Origin of the sequence: Dickeya sp. Secpp 1600 (genome assembly GCF_003049805.1) — a bacterium.
Classification (GTDB): domain Bacteria; phylum Pseudomonadota; class Gammaproteobacteria; order Enterobacterales; family Enterobacteriaceae; genus Dickeya; species Dickeya fangzhongdai.
Map to the genome: position 1 here is coordinate 3,671,108 of NZ_CP023484.1, position 18,977 is coordinate 3,690,084.

The 18,977-nt window shown below is 56.2% G+C and carries 15 protein-coding genes, 1 pseudogene and 1 riboswitch; of the genes and pseudogenes, 8 read left to right on the forward strand and 8 right to left on the reverse strand.

Annotated elements, in window-relative coordinates; genetic code table 11:
• Window positions 1-5 precede the first annotated feature (5 nt).
• From baeR to yegQ, 3 genes are all read left to right on the forward strand, one after another.
• Window positions 6-737 carry a two-component system response regulator BaeR gene (baeR, locus tag CPA59_RS16250; protein ID WP_107760066.1) on the forward strand — a complete coding sequence of 244 codons (732 nt, stop codon included), beginning with the start codon at window positions 6-8 and terminating at the stop codon, window positions 735-737.
• A gap of 128 nt (window positions 738-865) precedes the next feature.
• Window positions 866-1,828 carry a glutathione S-transferase family protein gene (locus tag CPA59_RS16255; protein WP_107760068.1) on the forward strand — a complete coding sequence of 321 codons (963 nt, stop codon included), beginning with the start codon at window positions 866-868 and terminating at the stop codon, window positions 1,826-1,828.
• Window positions 1,829-1,997: 169 nt separating this feature from the next.
• Window positions 1,998-3,374, forward strand: a complete 1,377-nt coding sequence (gene yegQ, locus CPA59_RS16260; RefSeq protein ID WP_038919808.1) for a tRNA 5-hydroxyuridine modification protein YegQ — start codon at window positions 1,998-2,000, stop codon at window positions 3,372-3,374.
• 185 nt (window positions 3,375-3,559) lie between these two features.
• Here the strand turns inward: yegQ and psiE are convergent, their stop codons facing one another.
• Window positions 3,560-3,967 (reverse strand): phosphate-starvation-inducible protein PsiE, encoded by a 408-nt coding sequence (psiE, locus tag CPA59_RS16265; protein WP_038669395.1) that lies wholly within the window; start codon window positions 3,965-3,967, stop codon window positions 3,560-3,562.
• Window positions 3,968-4,271: 304 nt separating this feature from the next.
• On the opposite strand from psiE, the gene CPA59_RS16270 reads away from it, so the two are divergent.
• The 5 genes from CPA59_RS16270 to CPA59_RS16290 all read left to right on the forward strand — a co-directional run bounded on the left by CPA59_RS16270 (window position 4,272) and on the right by CPA59_RS16290 (window position 9,896).
• A complete protein-coding gene (locus CPA59_RS16270; RefSeq protein WP_107760070.1) occupies window positions 4,272-5,051 on the forward strand; it encodes a TIM barrel protein in 780 nt (259 codons plus the stop codon).
• Between the two features lie 270 nt (window positions 5,052-5,321).
• Window positions 5,322-6,569: an MFS transporter gene (locus tag CPA59_RS16275; RefSeq protein ID WP_038919810.1), complete on the forward strand. Its 1,248-nt coding sequence runs from the start codon at window positions 5,322-5,324 to the stop codon at window positions 6,567-6,569.
• A gap of 21 nt (window positions 6,570-6,590) precedes the next feature.
• On the forward strand, window positions 6,591-7,661 hold the full coding sequence (locus CPA59_RS16280) for a sugar phosphate isomerase/epimerase (RefSeq protein WP_100849944.1): 1,071 nt from the start codon (window positions 6,591-6,593) through the stop codon (window positions 7,659-7,661).
• On the forward strand, window positions 7,658-8,812 hold the full coding sequence (locus tag CPA59_RS16285; RefSeq protein WP_107760072.1) for a Gfo/Idh/MocA family protein: 1,155 nt from the start codon (window positions 7,658-7,660) through the stop codon (window positions 8,810-8,812). Before CPA59_RS16280 ends, CPA59_RS16285 begins: the two co-directional genes overlap by 4 nt.
• Before the next feature lie 103 nt (window positions 8,813-8,915).
• Entirely contained in the window at window positions 8,916-9,896 is a 981-nt protein-coding gene (locus CPA59_RS16290; protein WP_107760074.1) for a LacI family DNA-binding transcriptional regulator, read from the forward strand.
• A gap of 132 nt (window positions 9,897-10,028) precedes the next feature.
• Here CPA59_RS16290 and CPA59_RS16295 read toward each other — a convergent pair.
• From CPA59_RS16295 to CPA59_RS16325, 7 genes and pseudogenes are all read right to left on the reverse strand, one after another.
• Window positions 10,029-10,884 (reverse strand): annotated as a pseudogene (locus CPA59_RS16295) (sugar phosphate isomerase/epimerase family protein).
• A 423-nt stretch (window positions 10,885-11,307) separates the two neighbouring features.
• Window positions 11,308-12,111 carry a bifunctional hydroxymethylpyrimidine kinase/phosphomethylpyrimidine kinase gene (gene thiD / locus CPA59_RS16300; RefSeq protein WP_049854884.1) on the reverse strand — a complete coding sequence of 268 codons (804 nt, stop codon included), beginning with the start codon at window positions 12,109-12,111 and terminating at the stop codon, window positions 11,308-11,310.
• Entirely contained in the window at window positions 12,108-12,902 is a 795-nt protein-coding gene (thiM, locus tag CPA59_RS16305) for a hydroxyethylthiazole kinase (RefSeq protein WP_049854883.1), read from the reverse strand. Before thiM ends, thiD begins: the two co-directional genes overlap by 4 nt.
• Before the next feature lie 34 nt (window positions 12,903-12,936).
• Window positions 12,937-13,041: riboswitch (TPP riboswitch) on the reverse strand.
• Between the two features lie 65 nt (window positions 13,042-13,106).
• Window positions 13,107-14,309: a MalY/PatB family protein gene (locus CPA59_RS16310; RefSeq protein WP_107760077.1), complete on the reverse strand. Its 1,203-nt coding sequence runs from the start codon at window positions 14,307-14,309 to the stop codon at window positions 13,107-13,109.
• Window positions 14,310-14,381: 72 nt separating this feature from the next.
• Window positions 14,382-15,719, reverse strand: coding sequence for a multidrug effflux MFS transporter (locus tag CPA59_RS16315; protein WP_107760079.1), 1,338 nt, complete (start codon window positions 15,717-15,719; stop codon window positions 14,382-14,384).
• The gene (locus CPA59_RS16320) at window positions 15,719-17,113 is read right to left on the reverse strand and encodes a Gfo/Idh/MocA family oxidoreductase (RefSeq protein ID WP_255412237.1); all 1,395 of its coding nucleotides are present in this window, start codon (window positions 17,111-17,113) and stop codon (window positions 15,719-15,721) included. Before CPA59_RS16320 ends, CPA59_RS16315 begins: the two co-directional genes overlap by 1 nt.
• A gap of 147 nt (window positions 17,114-17,260) precedes the next feature.
• Window positions 17,261-18,967 carry a carbamoyltransferase C-terminal domain-containing protein gene (locus CPA59_RS16325; RefSeq protein ID WP_159077954.1) on the reverse strand — a complete coding sequence of 569 codons (1,707 nt, stop codon included), beginning with the start codon at window positions 18,965-18,967 and terminating at the stop codon, window positions 17,261-17,263.
• Window positions 18,968-18,977 lie beyond the last annotated feature (10 nt).

The following is an 18,977-nucleotide window of genomic DNA, read 5'->3' on the forward strand; positions in this document are numbered from 1 at the left end:
CCGACATGACAGCATCGTCTCCTGCAGCGGCTGGTGATGAAAACCTGCCGGTGCTGATCGTTGAAGATGAGCCCAAACTGGCCCAGTTGCTGGTGGATTACCTGCAGTCGGCGGGTTACCGTACCCACTGGCTGACGCAGGGCGAAGAGGTTGAACCCTGGGTGCGGGAACATCACTGCCAGCTCATTCTGCTGGATTTGATGCTGCCGGGCCGCAACGGCCTGACGCTCTGCCGCGCCATCCGCGGTTTTTCCAACGTGCCGATCATCATGGTGACCGCCCGTACCGATGAAATCGACCGGCTGCTGGGGCTGGAAATCGGCGCCGACGATTACATCTGCAAACCCTACAGCCCGCGCGAAGTGGTCGCCCGGGTGAAAACCCTGCTGCGCCGCTGCCGCTGGCAACATGAGCCGCTGCCGGGCGATGCGCTGCCCGCGCTGCTGATCGACCAGAACCGTTATCAGGCCAGCTACCTCGGCCGCCATCTGGAGTTGACGCCCGCCGAATTTCGGCTGCTGAAAACCCTCTCCGCCGAGCCGGGACGGGTCTTTTCGCGCGAACAATTGCTCGACCATCTGTACGACGACTACCGGGTAGTGACCGACCGCACCATCGACAGCCACATCAAGAACCTGCGCCGCAAGCTGGAAATGTTTGATCAGGAAACGTCGTTCATCCGCACGGTATACGGTATCGGTTACCGCTGGGAAGCGGCCGCCAGCCAGGAAATGTAGGCAGCCCGCCCGCACAGACGGGCAAGCCGTCAAAGAAACTGTCCGACTCGGTTAAAAATTTGCAATTTTCTCCTGGCGTTTGGCTGCTAGCATAATCATTGAACATAATAATCATGATGAGGGTAAGCATGTCGGGATTAGTGAATGGCAAGTGGGTCGATGGCGAGGTAGCGGCCGAAGAAATCAAAGGCGGCGCGTTTCACCGTCAGGAAACCCTATTTCGTGCAACATCGCTGGCGCCGGAAGCCGGGCGGTATCAACTGTTCGTCTCGTACCTTTGTCCGTGGGCATCCCGCACGCTGATCTACCGTAACCTGAAAGCCCTGCAGGACGTGATTCAGCTGTCGGTGGCGGCCCCCTGCATCGGCGAACAGGGTTGGGAATTCAGCACCCCGCAGGATGCCGGCGACACAGTGGCGCCGGTGCGTTATCTGCACCAGCTCTACACCGCCAGCGATGCGCACTACACCGGCAAAGTCTCGGTGCCGGTGCTGTGGGACCGCAAAGAAGGCCGCATCGTGAATAATGAATCGTCGGAAATCATTCGCCTGCTCAACCACGCCTTCAATGACCTGACCGGCAACCGGCTGGACTTTTACCCGGCAGAGCTGCAGCCGGAAATCGACCGCTGGAACAGCCTGATTTACGACAACATCAACAACGGCGTGTACAAAACCGGTTTCGCCAAAACCCAGGCGCATTACGACCAGGCGGTAACCAACCTGTTTGCCTCGCTGGATACGGTAGAAGCCCACCTGGCCCACCACCGCTATCTGGCGGGCGACACGCTGACCGAAGCCGACTGGCGGCTGTTCGTGACGCTGGTGCGTTTCGACGCCGCTTACCACGGCGCGTTCAAATGCAACATCCGCCGTCTGGAGGATTACCCGCACCTCTCTGGTTACCTGCGCGAGCTGTATCAGTGGCCGGGGGTCAAAGAAACGGTCAAGCTGGATCACATCAAAGCCGGTTACTACAGTATCCGTTGGCTCAACCCTACCGCTATCATCGCGAAAGGGCCGCTGGTGGACTTTGAACGCACGCACCAGCGCGAGCTGGCAGGCACCTCCGCCGGTATCCGTACCGCCTGACGCCGTAAACGGCCGGACTGTTGTCCGGCCGTCGACAGCCCGGCACGTCAATAGGCTTACTTTTTGTAAGCTGACTACTGATTTTTCCCGCCGTTGGCGTTAGAATCTGCCGCCTTTACTGTTCCCGCCCGGGAACAGCCTGACCTGTGATCAGACTTGAGAAAACACCATGTTCAAACCGGAATTACTCTCTCCGGCCGGTACGCTGAAAAATATGCGTTACGCCTTTGCCTATGGCGCTGATGCGATTTATGCCGGCCAGCCCCGCTACAGCCTGCGCGTGCGCAACAACGAATTCAACCACCAGACGCTGGCGCAAGCCATCAGCGAAGCCCATGCGCTGGGCAAAAAATTCTACGTGGTGGTTAACATCGCGCCCCATAACGCCAAGCTGAAAACCTTCCTGCGCGATCTGCAACCGGTTGTCGAAATGAACCCGGATGCGCTGATCATGTCCGACCCGGGCTTGATCATGCTGGTGCGGGAAAACTTCCCGCAGATGCCGATCCACCTGTCGGTACAGGCCAACGCGGTAAACTGGGCGACGGTGAAATTCTGGCAGCAGATGGGGCTGAGCCGGGTGATTCTGTCGCGCGAGCTGTCGCTGGAAGAAATTGAGGAAATCCGCGCCCAGGTGCCGGAAATGGAACTGGAAATCTTCGTCCACGGCGCACTGTGCATGGCCTATTCCGGCCGCTGCCTGCTGTCCGGTTATATCAATAAGCGTGACCCGAATCAGGGCACCTGCACCAACGCCTGCCGCTGGGAATACAACGTGCAGGAAGGCAAAGAAGACACGGTGGGCAACATCGTGCATATCCACGAGCCGATTGCCGTCACGCAGCTCGACGCCGTCCAGGTGGAACCGACGCTGGGCATCGGCGCGCCCACCGACAAGGTATTCATGCTGGAAGAGAAGCAGCGTCCGGGCGAATACATGAGCGCGTTTGAAGACGAACACGGCACCTACATCATGAACTCGCGCGACCTGCGCGCCATTCAGCACGTGGAACGCCTGACCAACATGCAGGTCGCCTCGCTGAAAATCGAAGGCCGCACCAAATCGTTCTACTATTGCGCCCGCACCGCGCAGGTGTATCGCCGCGCCATTGACGATGCCGCAGCGGGCAAGCCGTTCGACCCGACGCTGCTGCAAACGCTGGAAGGGCTGGCGCACCGCGGTTACACCGAAGGCTTCCTGCGCCGTCACGTCCACGAGGATTACCAGAATTACGACTACGGTTACTCGGTGTCGGACCAGCAGCAGTTTGTCGGGGAGTTTACCGGCGAGCGGCGCGACGGGCTGGCGGAAGTGGCGGTCAAGAACAAGTTCTCCCGCGGCGACAGCGTGGAAATGATGACGCCGGGCGGCAACGTCCAGTTCACCATCGAAACCCTGTTCAACACGAAAGGCCAGCCGATCGATGTCGCGCCGGGCGACGGCCATACGGTGTATCTGCCGGTGCCGGACGACATCGCGCTGGAATACGCGTTGCTGCTGCGAAATCTGCCGGGTACCAGCACCCGCAATCCGCACGCAAAATAACAAAAAAGTGACAGTATGGTGCCAATTGTGACATTTTTTAGAATCAGATCACATCAATGGCCTGGCTAACTGGTTACTATTGCAGCGCTGAGAAAATACAAAACGAAAAATAAGCGTAGTTATGCTACTAGGAACCACCTCCTTGGCCAGCTCAATCTCCCTTGAGCTGGCTTTTTCTTTTCTGGTTATTCCCGCTTCAGGCGCGGGCTGTTGACCAGATAGAGCGTGATCACCAGTATCAGAATCGCCCCGGCGTAGGTGAAGGTATCCGCCGGGTTTTTATGATCGACGATGATCAGCCGCACGATGGCGGTAATGCCGATGTAGATAAAATAGCGCAGCGGGAAGTGATAGCCGGACAGGAAATACTTCACGATCAGCGCCAGAAACTCGAAATAGAGAAAATAAATCACCAGGCTTTCGATCAGCATGTAGGACGACTCTTTCTCATTGCTGACCAGCAGTACCGTAGCCAGATGCCAGGTTTCCTTGCCCAGAAAGACAACCAGAATCACCGCCAGCACCAACAGGCCGCAATTGAGTATGGTCTGCAGCCCTTTGGCAATCATGACCGCGCGCGCTGAACCCGCCATGAGTATCTCCTCAACAATCTCACTCAGAGAAAAACGACCATTCAGAAAAAAGTAACCATTCAGAGAAAAACGATCGTTCAGAAAAAACATCACCCCAAAATCCGGTGATCGCTAGCCCTGCCGCAGGCAATAATCTGACGTAGATCACAAAATTACCGGGTCATGGGCGGACTGTCTATGCAATATTTTTACCCATTCGCCAATTTATCCGCGCAATGGCGTCTGCGAGGAGCAAGCGCTCGCAGATACACGCCCCTATAGCGCGCATGGCATACGCAACGCCACCGTGAGGTCACGCAACAACATGAAAAATCAACTCTCCGTCTGTGCCGAAATGGTTTTTCCGCAACGCCCGTTCATCGAACGCGTCAGGCATATTCACGCGTTGGGCTTCGGTGTTGAAATGTGGAGCTGGGAACACAAGGATATCGACGCACTGGCCGCAACCGGCGCCCGCTTTACCGCCATGTCCGGCTTTCTGGCCGGAAACCTCACCGATAGCGAGGGGATCCGCATGCTATTAAAGACCGCGCGGGCGTCGCTGATCGCGGCCGACAAGCTGGATTGCCTGAACCTTAATCTCACCGGCAGCGCGCTGGATGCCAGTGGGCTGCCGGTAACGCCGGTCGAAAACCTCACCGGCTCGATGTGGTTAAACGCCGCCGCCGCGCTGCATGAAATTGCCCGTCTGGGCGAACAATACGGCCGCGTCTTTACGCTGGAAAACCTCAATGTGGAGGTTGACCATCCGGGAACGCCGTTTGCCAAAGCCAGTGAAACGTTCGCGCTGGTTTCCGCCGTCAATAGCCCTTACCTAAAGATGAATCTCGACCTCTACCACGCACAAATTGGCGAAGGCAATCTCACCGAGCTGATTCGCCGCTGTCACCCCTTTATCGGGGAAATTCAGGTGGCTGATGTGCCGGGCCGTCACCAACCGGGAACCGGAGAGATCAATTACCGCCACATTGCCAGAACGCTGAGTGAGGTGGATTACCGCGGGCCGATAGCGCTGGAAGCATCGGCGCTGGGGGATAGCGCAGAGGCGCTGGCGCAGTTTCGGGCGCATTTTACGCTGGACTGACCCACCCGGCTGGCGCGGCCCGGAGAAGACAAGCGGCGTCGGTCGCGCCATGCCCGGTTTGATAGACGCTGAATGCTGCTGCCTACCCGTCCTGATACCGTATATTTTCGATCGCCAGCACAGCTTCATCGCCGTCACGGGTTTGCCAGCCATAGTTTCCTGTGATAAATCTCGCATTTCCAAAACGTACTCAGAGAGTTCATTAAAGTAATCGATTACTTTCTACCTGAAGATGTTTTGTAATCGATTACTTTTAAAAGGCGGGAGAATATGGCTTCTTCAATGATGAGTACCGAATTAAAAACATCACCGCATAAACTGCTCGTTCCCCGGCTGTCATTCATGATGTTTATGCAATTTTTTATCTGGGGAAGCTGGTCGGTCACGCTGGGGCTGGTGATGACACAGCACAACATGTCTTCATTGATTGGCGACGCTTTCTCAGCCGGGCCTATCGCCTCCATCCTGTCCCCTTTTGTGCTTGGCATGCTGGTTGACCGCTTTTTCCCTTCGCAGAAAGTGATGGCGGTAATGCATCTGGCCGGCGCGGCGATCCTGTGGTGTGTTCCGCAGGCGCTGACCAGTGAAAACGGCGCACAGCTGATTGCATTGTTGTTCGCCTACACATTGTGCTACATGCCGACGCTGGCGCTGACCAACAACATCGCCTTCCACAGTCTGGCGCAGGCGGAAAAAACCTTTCCGGTGGTCCGGGTGTTCGGCACGATAGGCTGGATTGTCGCCGGGATCCTGATTGGCGTTACCGGTATTGCCGCCAGCGTGATGATTTTCCAGCTTGCCGCGGCGTGCTCTGTCATGCTGGCCGTTTATAGCCTGACCTTACCCCATACGCCAGCGCCGGCCAAAGGCCAGCCGCTGGCGTTGCGCGATCTGTTCTGCGCCGACGCCTTCGCTTTGCTGAAGAAAAGCCATTTTCTGATTTTTGCTGTCTGCGCCACGCTGATTTCCATTCCGCTGGGCACTTACTACGCCTACACCGCGTCATTCCTCGCGGATCTCGGCATTAAAGACGTCAGTACGGCGATGTCGTTCGGCCAGATGTCGGAAATCTTTTTCATGTTGATTATCCCGCTGCTGTTCCGCCGCCTGGGCATCAAATACATGCTGCTGATCGGTATGCTGGCGTGGTTCCTCCGCTATGCGCTGTTTGCCCTTGGCGTCAGCGAGACAGGGCGCGGGCTGTTGTATCTCGGCATCCTGCTGCATGGCGTTTGCTACGACTTTTTCTTTGTCATCGGTTTTATCTATACCGACCGCGTTGCCGGCGAAAAGGTCAAAGGTCAGGCGCAAAGCCTGATTGTCATGTTTACCTACGGCATTGGCATGTTGCTCGGCTCGCAAATCTCCGGCGCGCTGTATAACCGGCTGCTCGGCCAAACCACGCCGCCCGACGTACACAACTGGGTCACCTTCTGGTGGATCCCGGCCGTTATGGCCGCCGTCATCGCGTTTATTTTCCTTCTTTCCTTTAAATATCAAGAGCAAGACAACCGTTAAGCCATTACATCGGGAGGCAGCATGCAAACAATAAAAGGGCCGGGGTTATTTCTCGCGCAGTATATTGGGGAACAGGCGCCCTTTAACTCACTGGAAGGGCTGGCCGGCTGGGCGGCCGGCCTCGGTTTCAAGGCGCTCCAGATCCCCTGTAACCATCCGCACATCTTTGATCTGGAAACGGCCGCGCACAGCCAGACCTATTGCGATGACGTCGCCGGACGTCTGGCTGAGCACGGGCTGGTCATTAGCGAGCTCTCCACCCATCTCGAAGGCCAGCTGATTGCCGTACACCCGGCTTACCACCACGCTTTTAACGACTTTGCCCCGCCGGCGGTTCGCCACCACCACACGGAGCGGCAACAATGGGCGGTCAACGCATTAAAAAACGCCGCCGCGGCGTCGGAAAAATTGGGATTGCGCGCCCATGCCACCTTCTCCGGCGCCCTGGCCTGGCCCTATTTCTACCCGTGGCCGCCGCGCCAGGAGGCGTTAATCCAGGAAGCGTTTGACGAGTTGGCCCGGCGCTGGCGCCCTATTCTGGATGTGTTTGATCACCACGGTATCGACGTCTGTTACGAATTACACCCGTCGGAAGACCTGCACGACGGCATCAGCTTTGAGCGTTTTCTCGCTGCGGTCGATAACCACCCACGGTGCCACGTGCTGTACGACCCCAGCCATATGCTGTTACAGCACATGGATTACCTCGCCTTTATCGATATTTACCACGACAGAATCCGGGCCTTTCATGTGAAAGACGCCGAGTTTACCCCCAGCGGCAAAAGCGGCGTCTATGGCGGCTATCAGCCCTGGACAGAACGCGCCGGGCGCTTCCGCTCGCCGGGAGACGGCCGGATCGATTTCAAGTCCATTTTCAGCAAGCTGGCGCAATATGACTATCCGGGCTGGGCGGTTCTGGAATGGGAATGTTGCCTGAAAGAGGCGGAAACCGGCGCGCGGGAAGGCGCTGAATTCATCCGTCACCACATCATCCCGGTGGCCGGAAAAGCGTTTGATGACTTTGCGGCCACCACCAGCGATCGCCAGGCCATCAGGAACATGCTGGGACTGAAAGGAGAAGACGCGTCATGATCAATGTCGGCATTATCGGTTCAGGTTTCATCGGGCCTGCGCATATCGAAGCTATCCGGCGTTTGGGGTTTGTCAATGTGGTCGCGTTATGTGACAGCACCCTTGAACTGGCGCAGGAAAAGGCCCGTCAGTTAGCTATCCCCCACGCCTATGGCGACGTTGACGCGCTGCTGAATCATCCCGGTCTGGAGGTGGTGCACAACTGCACGCCCAATTACCTGCACGCCGCCATCAATCGCCAGGCGATGCTGGCGGGTAAACATATCTTTTCCGAAAAACCGCTATGTATGACCAGCGAGGAAGCCCGCGAACTGGTTGCGCTGGCGCAGGAAAAAGGCATCGTTCATGGGGTCAGCTTTGTTTACCGCCACTTCGCGATGGTGCAGCAGGCGGCCAGCATGATCCGCCAGGAGACGCTGGGCCGCCTGTTTGCCGTACACGGCGGCTACCTGCAGGACTGGATGCTCTACGAAACCGACTATAACTGGCGCGTCGATGCCGCCAAAGGCGGTCTGTCCCGCACCGTCGCCGACATCGGCTCCCACTGGTGCGATACCATACAGTTCGTCACCGGCCGCAAAATCGTCGAAGTGATGGCGGACCTCTCCACCGTCTACCCTACGCGCAAGGCCAGCCGCCATGCGGCAGCCACCTTCGGCGGCCCCGACGCAGCGGCGGCGGAATATGAAAACAAGCCCGTAACCACCGAAGACTTCGCCGCCATCCTGCTGCGTTTTGATGACGGCAGCCGCGGCAGCCTGACGGTATCTCAGGTGAGCGCCGGCAGAAAAAACCGCCTTCACTTTGAAGTTAACGGCGGGCGGGCCTCGCTGGCCTGGGATCAGGAACTGCCGCAAAATCTGTGGATCGGGCAGCGTGACCGCCCCAATCAGTTACTGTGCGATGATCCGGGATTGATGAATGCGGATGTGTCCAGCCAGGCCCATTTTCCCGGCGGCCACATTGAAGGCTGGCCTGATGCGTTTAAAAACATGATGCTGCGCTTTTATACCTATCTGCGGGACGGCAAGCAGCCGCAGGTCGATCCCTGCGACTTCGCGACGTTCCACGACGGCGCCACGATTATGTTCATCATCGATGCGATAGTGCGCAGCCATCAGGAACAACGCTGGATCGCCATACCGGCATAATCCCCGATAGTCCGGCGGATATCGGCCGGACTATCGATTTTTTCGAGAAAACAAACTGTGATAGCCTGTGCGCAGAGCTCATGTTCAGGAATGTTTTCCCATTATGTCGATTCAAAAAATCGCACGACTTGCCGGCGTTTCCGTGGCAACCGTATCGCGGGTGCTGAATAATCAGGACTCCGTTAAGCCCCAAAACCGTGAACGTGTACTGAACGCCATCCAACAAAGCAATTACCAGCCCAATTTACTCGCCAGACAATTACGCACCGCGAAAAGTCATATGCTGCTGGTCATGGTTTCCAATATCGCCAATCCATTCTGTGCCGATGTGGTAAAAGGCATTGAATCCGAAGCGGAGCAAAACGGATACCGCATCCTGTTATGTAATTCCGGCTCGGATACCGCGCGGGCAAAATCCAGCCTGTCATTATTGTCCGGGAAAATGGTCGATGGAGTCATTACCATGGACGCGTTATCCCGTTTGCCGGAACTGACCACGATGATAGGCGATGCGCCCTGGGTGCAGTGTGCCGAATACGCCGATGCGGCGGCGGTTTCCAGCGTCGGAATTGATGACCGGCTGGCCTCCCGTTTTGTGCTTGAGCATCTGCTAAACAATAACCGCCAGCGTATTGCCATGATCAATCACGACCTGAATTATAAATATGCCCAACTTCGGGAACAGGGCTATCGGGAAATGATTGCCGAACACGCCCTTCATTACGCTTCGGTTATTTATGCCAGTGAACTCAGTTACGAAGCGGGAAAAAAAGCCATGCTATCGTTGCTTGATGAGGAAATACAACCGGATGCGGTATTTGCCGTATCAGACACACTGGCGGCCGGGGCGTTAAAAGCGATTGAAGACGCGGGATTGCAGGTGGCGAAAGATATCGCCGTGATCGGTTTTGACGGTACCGAATTAAGCTATATTACTTCGCCGCAATTAAGCACCGTCCAGCAGCCTTCACAGGAAATTGGCCGGCAGGCCGTAAAATTACTGCTGCAAAAAATCAACGAGCCTGACAGCCTTCCTGAAAAAAGAATCCTGGACTGGCAATTTATTTCCCGGGCATCCGGTTAGGATATTATGCGTTACACGCTGACCGGCAGATGGTCTGAAAAACAATAACGCTCTCTTTGATTAACGCGGACTGTGGTACAGACAACCTCATAATAGGTTGTCTGTAGCTACTCAAAAAAAGATCATGTCATCTTAGGGATTGACATGCTTTAGCAGAAATTTCCTGGCGGTGGTGATAATCGAATAGGGATCTTTGGGGGCATCGTGTTCAACGATAAACCAGACTTTGCCCGCTTTTTCTGCCGCCGGGAATATTTCATCCCAGGTCAGAATACCTTCCCCGGCCGGCGCAAAATTCATTTCATCATTACGAATGCCAATCGGTGCGTGGTCCTTGGCATGAACGGCAAACACCCGCCCTTTATATTTTTTCAGCAGACGCGCCGGGTCCTGACCGCCTCGCGTCACCCAGGCCATATCCAGTTCGATCGCCAGATTGGGGGCATGATCAAAAAGAATTTCCAGCGCCGTTTTGCCATTGTACTTTTTCATCTCAAAATCATGGTTATGGTAGCCCAGCGTCATCCCCTGCTTTTTAAGATGGCGCGCCAGATTATCCAGCTCCTGCGCCATATTTTTCCATGCCTGCGCGCTGTCCGGCCGGTCAGCCGGTTCAATCCAGGGAACAATCAAGACACGATTACCGATAGCATTGTTAAACGCGACCACGCCTTGACTGTCCTGTCGCAAACTCGTGAGCTGAACATGCGCCGATATCGCCTTCAGGTTATATTTCTCAAGCAGCGTTTTCATCTCGTCAGATGACACATTATGGTCGCCGACCAACTCGACGGCATTAAATCCCGCCTTATTAGCCATTGCGAACTGTTCTTCCAACAAGCCGACATTACGCATGGGTGTACATTTGCAGCGCGATGGGCACATTCCCTTTTCCCGCTTCAAGGTTCGCTCTGGCAAGTAATGGCAACGCATTGAGGGTAAACAACGAGATAAAAAGTGATAAACGTAAAAATCGCTTCAGGTACATAAGACTCTCCAGATAGATGTTCCTTGTTTTGTTGTTATCAATGTCTCAATTACTCCTGCCGGCCGAAACGCATTTCCCGGCCTTCGCCATTAGGTTTCCCACAAAAAGTAATCGATTACTTTTCATGTTAATCAGAAAGAAAAAATATCTCAACCGCCAACGACAAGGCGTTGGCGATTCACGGCTTACATCAAAAAAAACGGCAACACAGGAATATCGTAATACCCCCCCCCTTAATATTCTGCCGCTGTTTTCAGAATAAGGCGGTGCTTACGGCCATACATTTTTATCTGGCTGCAATAACATGCTCTTTTCAGTCGATGCGCATTGGCTGTTGCGGCAATCACGCTGTCAGGCGTGGATCCTGGATGCGATGCGGCCATTGCCGACGGCCTTTTCCACCGCCGACAATCAATAAATGCGTCACCACCAGCGATGAAAATGGTGTACCGGGCCGATGCCGTGGCCGACCTCCAGCGAATCCGCCTGTTCCAGCGCGCCTTGCAGATACGCCCGCGCGGCGGACAGGGTATCCGGCCAGTTGTCATAACGCGGGCGCAACGCCGCCAGCGCCGCCGACAGCGTGCAGCCGGTGCCGTGCGTATGCCGGGTGTTGACGCGCGGCGCGCTCAGCCGCACCGGCTCCGCATCCGGCATGAACAGCCAGTCCGGGCTTTCGCTGTCGCTCAGGTGACCGCCTTTCATCAGCACCGCCTGACATCCCATCGCCAGCAGCGCGTCCCCCTGCCGTCGCATGCCCCGCTCATCGTCGGCGGGCGCGCACTGCAACAGCGCCGCCGCCTCCGGCAGATTGGGGGTAATCAGCGACACCCGCGGCAGCAGCAGCTGGCGCACCGCCGCCACCGCTTCCGGCGCCAGCAGCGGATCGCCGCTTTTCGCCAGCATCACCGTGTCCAGCACCACATACGGCACCGGATAGCGCTGCAGCCGGTCCGCCACCGCTTCCACGATATCCGTCTGCGCCAGCATGCCGATTTTGGCGCTATCGATACGGATATCGCTCAGAACCGAATCCAGCTGGGCGGCGACAAACGCCGGCTCAATGCGATAGACCGACTGCACGCCGCGCGTATTCTGCGCCACCAACGCGGTAATCACGCTGGTGCCGTAGGCGCCCAGCGCCGAGAACGTTTTCAGGTCGGCCTGAATACCGGCGCCGCCGCTCGGGTCGGTGCCGGCGATAGTCAACGCGTTGATACGTTTCATGCCAGCGCCTCCCGGTTCAGGGTATACAGCGCATCCAGAAACGCGGGGATGAAACTCCCCGGCCCGTGCGCCTGTGCCGCGGCCTGTTGCCCGCAGTGCGACATCACCGCACAGGCGGCGGCGATATGACTGAGCCGGTCGCCCTCCAGCGCGCAGAAACCGGCCACCACCGCCGACAGCGCGCACCCGGTGCCGACCACCCGCGTCATCAGCGGATCGCCGCCGGGTACCGCCAGCACTCGCTCGCCGTCGGTCACGTAATCCACTTCGCCGGTTACCGCCACGCAGGTGGCCCAGCGGCGCGCCAGCGTAACGGCTGAAGGCAGCGCCGCCAGCACATCGTTGCCGCTGTCCACCCCGCGCCCGGCCGAACGTTCGCCGGCCAGCGCCATGACTTCGGAGGCGTTGCCGCGGATCGCCGCCGGCTTCATCGCCAACAGTTCAAAAGCAAACTCGGTGCGAAAACGCAGGCCGCCCACCGCTACCGGGTCCAGCACCCACGGCGTGCCGACCTCGATGGCGCTCGCGACCGCCGCGCGCATCGCCTGCGCACGGTCGGCTTCAAGCGTACCCAGATTAATGAGTAACCCATCAGCCAGCGCGCCAAACTGCGCCGCCTCGCCCGCGTCCACCACCATCGCGGGCGAGGCGCCCAGCGCCAGCAGCACATTAGCGGTAAACCCCTGCACCACCTCATTGGTGAGGCAGTGCACCAGCGGCGCGCGCAAACGGAAAGCATCAAGGGAATCCGCGACGGACGCGGCAGGGAAAAGTACAGGTCGAGCGTTCATAAACCTCCCAACCGGCGTGAAAGAAGGCGGTACCGGCGGGATACCGTGACTTCCCTACGCTGGCATAATCCAGATCAGGTAATACGGGTATATCTCAGCCGTTTTCCATGACAGGAACGCGGCACCCCGAGTCAACGAACGCCATTATTGGAAGCATTGGCTAAAAAGGTCAATGGCGGAAAAAAGACGCCATGCCGCGCCGCGCTACACCAGCCCTCCTGTTTTCCCCCTCGCCGTAAACATATCGGCTAATTTCGCCAGTGCGGAATGCAGCAGGGCGCGTCGGCAGGCAAAATTAATCCGGGCAAACCCGGCGTACGCCGCGCCGAACTTCGCGCCATCATCCAGCCACAGCCCGGCCCGGTTAAGCAAGGTCGCCGGTAAATCGGCCGGCGCAATGCCGCTTTCCCGAAAATCCAGCCAGCCAAGATAGAGCGCATCGGCGTCGAACAGCCGGACCGGTGAGTCCGGGCCAAGGTTCGCCTGCAACAACGCCCGGTTATCGCGCAAATAGTCCAGCAACGCGGATAACCACGGCCCGCCATGACGGTAAGCCGCTTCGCAGGCCGCCAGCCCCAGCATATTGGGGATATACAATGAACAGCGCGCATAGGTTCGTTTCAGCGCGTCGCGTATCGTCTTATTGGGAATGAACAGATTGGAGGTGTGCAATCCCGCCAGATTGAAGGTTTTACTCGGCGATGTGCAGGTAATGCTGTGGTCGGCGAATTCGTCGTTAATGCCGGCAAACGGCTGATGCCGTTTCGCGGGGTTAATGATCAAATCCTGATGAATTTCATCGGAAACGACCATCACGCCATGACGCCGGCAGATGTTGCCCATCGCCAGCAGCTCGTCCCGGCTCCAGACATGCCCGGTCGGGTTGTGCGGATTACATAAAAAAAACAGCCGCGTCGTCGGCGTGATCGCCTGTTCAAAGGCATCAAGATCCAGCGTATACCCTGATGCCGTTTCGGTGAGCGGAGCCGTCACCACCTGGCGGTCGTTCATCGTTACGCTGTGATAAAACGGCCCGTAAACCGGCGGCTGGATCAACACCCCCTCCCCCGGCTGGGTAAACGTCTGCACAATCATGCTCAGGCTGTTCACCACCCCCGGACTCTGCACGATCCAGTCTTCATGAATTCGCCAGCCATGATGATGCAACTGCCATTGGATAATGGCGTCAAACAGGGTTTCGCTGGCTCGCGTATAGCCAAAAACGCCCTGGTTGATGGCGTCGTGCAGCGCCTGTTGCACTTCATCCGGGCACCTAAAATCCATATCCGCAATCCACAAAGGCAGCGGCGGCCGTGAGGCGGGGTGCGGCAGATACGGAGAAGGGTATTCCCATTTCAATAAATGAGAATGCGAAAAATCGATAACCTCATCGAAACGGCAAGTCATACCTCACTCCAATTCCCTATATCATCCCGCTGCCAGATATCGCCCCCATGCCGGACATCACTCCAGCGGGGATCAATTCGAATTCGGGGACGTTTTTTCGAGCGCCGCCGGCTCCGATTGATGCCGTCTGACACGCGTCATCCGGTAAGCCTGCAGTTGTAGCAGCAGCGCTACGGCCAACAGAAAATAGGCGGCAATCATCGGCGACCAATCGTCGCGCCAGCTGTTCATCACGGCCCAGGCAACCAGCGAAGAGAACGACATCTGTATCGCCGCCATCAGCGCGGAGGCCTGCCCGGCCAGCGACGTGAACGGAGACAGCGCCACCGCCGCCCCGGTCGCAATCAGTACGGCGAACCCCAGGCTACCCAGCGTGGCTGAAAGAAGATAAGGCCAGACCGACACGGTCAGCACATGGATCGTCAGAATAAAGCCGCTCATGGCCAGTAACATCAGCACTGCGCCGCCATACAGAATCACCGTCTCTTTCACTCGCCCCAGCAACCGGGCGGTCAGCAGGCTTCCGCCGGTGATAGCCAGAGCGTTGACGGCAAAATAGTATCCAAATTGATCCACCGGGATATGCAGCGTGTCGATCAGTACGATGGGTGAACTGGAAAAGAAAATCAGTTGCGTGGCAAAACCGAAGCTGGCGGCAAAACACCCCAACCGAAACTCGGGGTGCCGAAAAACAGTCAGATAGCCGGAGAAAACGCTTAACGACGGTGTCGGGGACAGTGCGCCATCACGCGCCCTGCCGCACGCAGCCGGCAGCGGTTTCCACAGCACCAGTACGCCGCACAGCAGCGCGAAAGCGCCCAGCGCATAAAAACTGGAACGCCAGCCATAGTGTACGATCAGCAGTCCACCTATCACCGGCGCCAGCACCGGGACCAGGCTTATCACGCCGTTAAGCAGGCTAAATACCTTCCCGATGACCACCCCCTGAAAGCGCAGCGGCACGCTGGCCGACGCGGCAACCGCCATCGCGCCAGCCCCGCATCCCTGCACCAGCCGCAGCGCGATGAACCAGGTGATCGTGTCGGTAAAATACACGCCGATCGCGCTCAACGCGTAAACCAGGCTGCCGCACAACAAAACGCATTGCGCGCCGAGGCGGTCGACCAGCGGCCCGAAGAAAAGCTGACTGAGGCTCAAACACAGCACAAATCCGCTGATAATCCATTGCGTCATCCCCGGCATGCTGCCCAGTTCATGGGATATCAGCGGCACGCCGGGGAGGCAGATATCCAGCCCCAGCGGCGCGGCAATCACTAACGGAAACAGGCCGGCAACCCGCCCCATACTCTTTTTCTTCAACCCAACACTCTCTTTCTTCAACCCAACACGCTCTTTCTTCAACCCAACACGCTCTTTTTTCAACCCACGACTCTCTTTTTTCAGCCCCATCACGGTACGAGCGCTTCTGCCCGCAGAACCGCGGCCCGGCTTTTGAAACGACGATTAATCAACGGATTCAGCCGATGGTAACGATGGCTGATCGACTGGTAAATCGCCGACGTCAGCATCGCGCCCACCTCATGTTTACTGAAATCAGACACCATATCGCCCGCCGCAATCTCGCCCCGCATGCCGGCAATAAATTCATAAAACGCCTTGGCTTTGGATTTTCCTTTCAATCCTTTTCGTCCGCCTTCCATCGCAATAATGTCGTCGATATCGAACACTTCGACATGTTTTCCGCCAAGCATTTTGTCATTGCGGAAAATATAGATTTCCAGATGCTCTTTCGTGCCGACACGATGCCGCTCGTCCGACGCATCGTCGGGCAACTCATCCGACTTATAGGAATGAAAGTGAATCGACTGGAACGGCCCTTGCTGAAAGATATGCGACTCATGAGAAACGCGGCCATTGCCTTTATAGAGATCTCTCCCCGCCGCCGTTACCCAGTTTCGCTGCGAATAGCCGTTATGACACAGGTTAATGGACGCCGCGGTCAGCGTCCTGTCGCCGCATTTAAAACAGATATTGCTGCTGCAATCCACTTCGCCAAATGTTCCCAGCAATAGCCCCAACTGTTTTTCATCATAATGGTTGGATTCGTCGAAACGACGTTGCCCAAACAGCGCACGATAATCATCGAGCTCTAGTTGACTGAGCACATCATCCGGCCGGATCGCCATCGAGAAGACGTCAATATTATCGAACTGTTTGCCTTCGCCAAATCCGGCTTCCAGTACAAAAGGCACAATATCAAAATAGTGATAACCGCTGTGCGAGCATTTTCCATAACCCTGATTGTAAGGATGGTAATGCTGCTCCACCATTTCCGTCGGCATACGCCACTGACCGTCCGAATGAAAGGTCTGCACATTGGTTACCGGACAATGGGTCTGCGCAAAGCACTCGGCAATATAACGCTTGATCAGATTAAACGACGTCTGATAGCGCCGCTGCGCCATGAGAGAAAACACCTGACAGGAATTATCACGCCGCTGTTTTTGATACAGGGCATTCAGCGCATGATAATCTTCGGCAATCTTTATCGATTTCTCAATTGAGGTGGAAATGCCTTCATAAGATGAAATCGGTTTATCCATCAGAACAGACAAACCGGACTCCAGCGCCCAGCGGGCATACGGCGTATGGGCCAGCGGTTCGGTGGCGATGATCACGCCATTAATCGCGTATTTTATCACCACGTCATCCAGACGTTTTCTGGCATCGGCGCCTAATTCAGTCTGGCTGTTATCGCTGTCATTAAAATAAAGGATTTCCGGCTGTAGCCGTTTGCCCGCAAGATACGCCTCTATTCCCCGCTTTGCTGAAATAAAATCCACCGCGGCGCATAAGTTTAATGAGGGATCATCACAGGACGCCTCCAGCAGCGGATAATATATTCTTTTGGCGTGAGGCCCGAACCCGATTAGCAGCAAATTGACAACGTTATTATTCGTCAACATAAGATAGTCGCTCAAATCCTTGCATTAATGGTTCTGTTTCTTTTCCAGCAGATAATTGCCGATAAACAAGGCATCCATACCAACGGCATGCCTGAAACAGTCAATAGCATCATCCGGCGATTCAACGATCGGCATTCCGGCCAGATTAAAACTGGTATTGAGCACCACAGGCACGCCGGTCAGGTTCCCCAACGCCTTAATCAGCTGGTAGAACTTTTTATTGGATTCAGCGGAGACGGTCTGCAATCTGGCCGTGCCGTCGACATGAATACAGGCGGGCATATCGACTTTGGCCTGGGTTTTCACCGGCGCGACTTTCATCATATAAGGGACCGGCGACAGCATATCAAAATACTTATCGGCGGCTTCTTCCAGCACCACGGGCGCATAAGGTCGGAACCACTCGCGCAATTTTATCTGACTGTTGAGAATTTCCTTCGTCCAGCTATTGGAAGGCGAAGCAAGAATACTGCGGTTACCCAGCGCTCGTGGCCCGTATTCACTGCGGTCCTGGAACCAGCCGATAATTTTTCCTTCCGCAATCAGACGAGCGGCCTGATATTCCGGCTCACTGACACGTTGAATGCGAAATTCGTCTTCACAGGCGCGCAGGCTGCCGGCAATATCCTCTTCAGAATAAACCGGCCCCAGATAAGGGGAACTCTCAAATTGCGGAACCCGGTGATCTTTCTTCCAGAAATATTCCGCGGCGGCGCCCAGCGCCAGGCCGGCATCGCCCGGAGAAGGCGGTACGTAAACCGTAATGCCCAATTCCTCTTCCAGTTTACGGTTCATCACGGAATTCATGGCCACGCCGCCCGCGACGCACAACGTATCGATGTGGTATTGCTCAATCAGCGCCTTCGCCCGCCGAATAATCGATTTTTGCAGCTGATCCTGCGCCCAGGCCGCCAGATGCATATCAAACGGACGAATAACTTCTCCTTTACGCCGCCGCTCCGGAATATCCATACCCTGCTTTTTAAACCATGCTTTCAGATCCTTGGTGCAATCATCGGCATAGCGTTCATCTTTCAGCGCGGATATTTCTCCGGCCGGCGTTTCAATAAACGGCGAATAGTTTGAAAATACCGCCGGATTGCCGAAAGAGGCCAGCCCCATGGTTTTTCCCGATTCACGATAACTGTCAAACCCCAGATAACAGGTAATATCGCCATAAAACCGGCCATATCCCTGATCGCAAGGTTGCGCATTATCCTGAGCGAGGAGGGTCAAATCATTATTCTCGTACAAATAATAGCTGACTTGCTCCGCCGCATTATTTTCCAGCATCACCGCATCGGCTCTTTCGCCAATAAGATTCCCCGTATGGTCGGCCACCACGATCAAGGCGCGTTTGACATCCGTCTGGCTGACCGCGCTTAACGCATGAGCCGAATGATGCGACGTCACGGCATGAATGTTATCAAACCCCGGAAATAACGCGTCGATCTCCTGTTTAAGTTTGCCGTCAAGCTCGTGCGCGCCATTCATCGGCTGTCCAAAGCTCACAACGGAGATAGCGGAAATATCACTCAGCGCCAGTTTATTGCGTTGCAAAATTTCCCGGACGGCACAGGTTACCCGGCCATCATACTTTTTCCTTGAAACCCGCTCCTCCGCAATGGCGGTAATCACCTTGTCGCGGGTCGCCAGCACCACATTGCCATCGTAAGTTACTGTTCCATCCGCCAGTACCGGAAGATTTACTGCTAAAATTAGCTCTTGCATAACCATCCCT

Coding starts and splice junctions, on each gene's coding strand:
- CPA59_RS16270 (WP_107760070.1), top strand. CDS start 4,272: ATGAAAAATCAACTCTCCGTCTGTGCCGAAATGGTTTTTCCGCAACGC.
- baeR (WP_107760066.1), top strand. CDS start 6: ATGACAGCATCGTCTCCTGCAGCGGCTGGTGATGAAAACCTGCCGGTG.
- thiD (WP_049854884.1), bottom strand. CDS start 12,111: ATGAAACGTATCAACGCGTTGACTATCGCCGGCACCGACCCGAGCGGC.
- thiM (WP_049854883.1), bottom strand. CDS start 12,902: ATGAACGCTCGACCTGTACTTTTCCCTGCCGCGTCCGTCGCGGATTCC.
- CPA59_RS16325 (WP_159077954.1), bottom strand. CDS start 18,967: ATGCAAGAGCTAATTTTAGCAGTAAATCTTCCGGTACTGGCGGATGGA.
- CPA59_RS16285 (WP_107760072.1), top strand. CDS start 7,658: ATGATCAATGTCGGCATTATCGGTTCAGGTTTCATCGGGCCTGCGCAT.
- CPA59_RS16290 (WP_107760074.1), top strand. CDS start 8,916: ATGTCGATTCAAAAAATCGCACGACTTGCCGGCGTTTCCGTGGCAACC.
- CPA59_RS16275 (WP_038919810.1), top strand. CDS start 5,322: ATGGCTTCTTCAATGATGAGTACCGAATTAAAAACATCACCGCATAAA.
- yegQ (WP_038919808.1), top strand. CDS start 1,998: ATGTTCAAACCGGAATTACTCTCTCCGGCCGGTACGCTGAAAAATATG.
- psiE (WP_038669395.1), bottom strand. CDS start 3,967: ATGGCGGGTTCAGCGCGCGCGGTCATGATTGCCAAAGGGCTGCAGACC.
- CPA59_RS16280 (WP_100849944.1), top strand. CDS start 6,591: ATGCAAACAATAAAAGGGCCGGGGTTATTTCTCGCGCAGTATATTGGG.
- CPA59_RS16255 (WP_107760068.1), top strand. CDS start 866: ATGTCGGGATTAGTGAATGGCAAGTGGGTCGATGGCGAGGTAGCGGCC.
- CPA59_RS16310 (WP_107760077.1), bottom strand. CDS start 14,309: ATGACTTGCCGTTTCGATGAGGTTATCGATTTTTCGCATTCTCATTTA.
- CPA59_RS16315 (WP_107760079.1), bottom strand. CDS start 15,719: ATGGGGCTGAAAAAAGAGAGTCGTGGGTTGAAAAAAGAGCGTGTTGGG.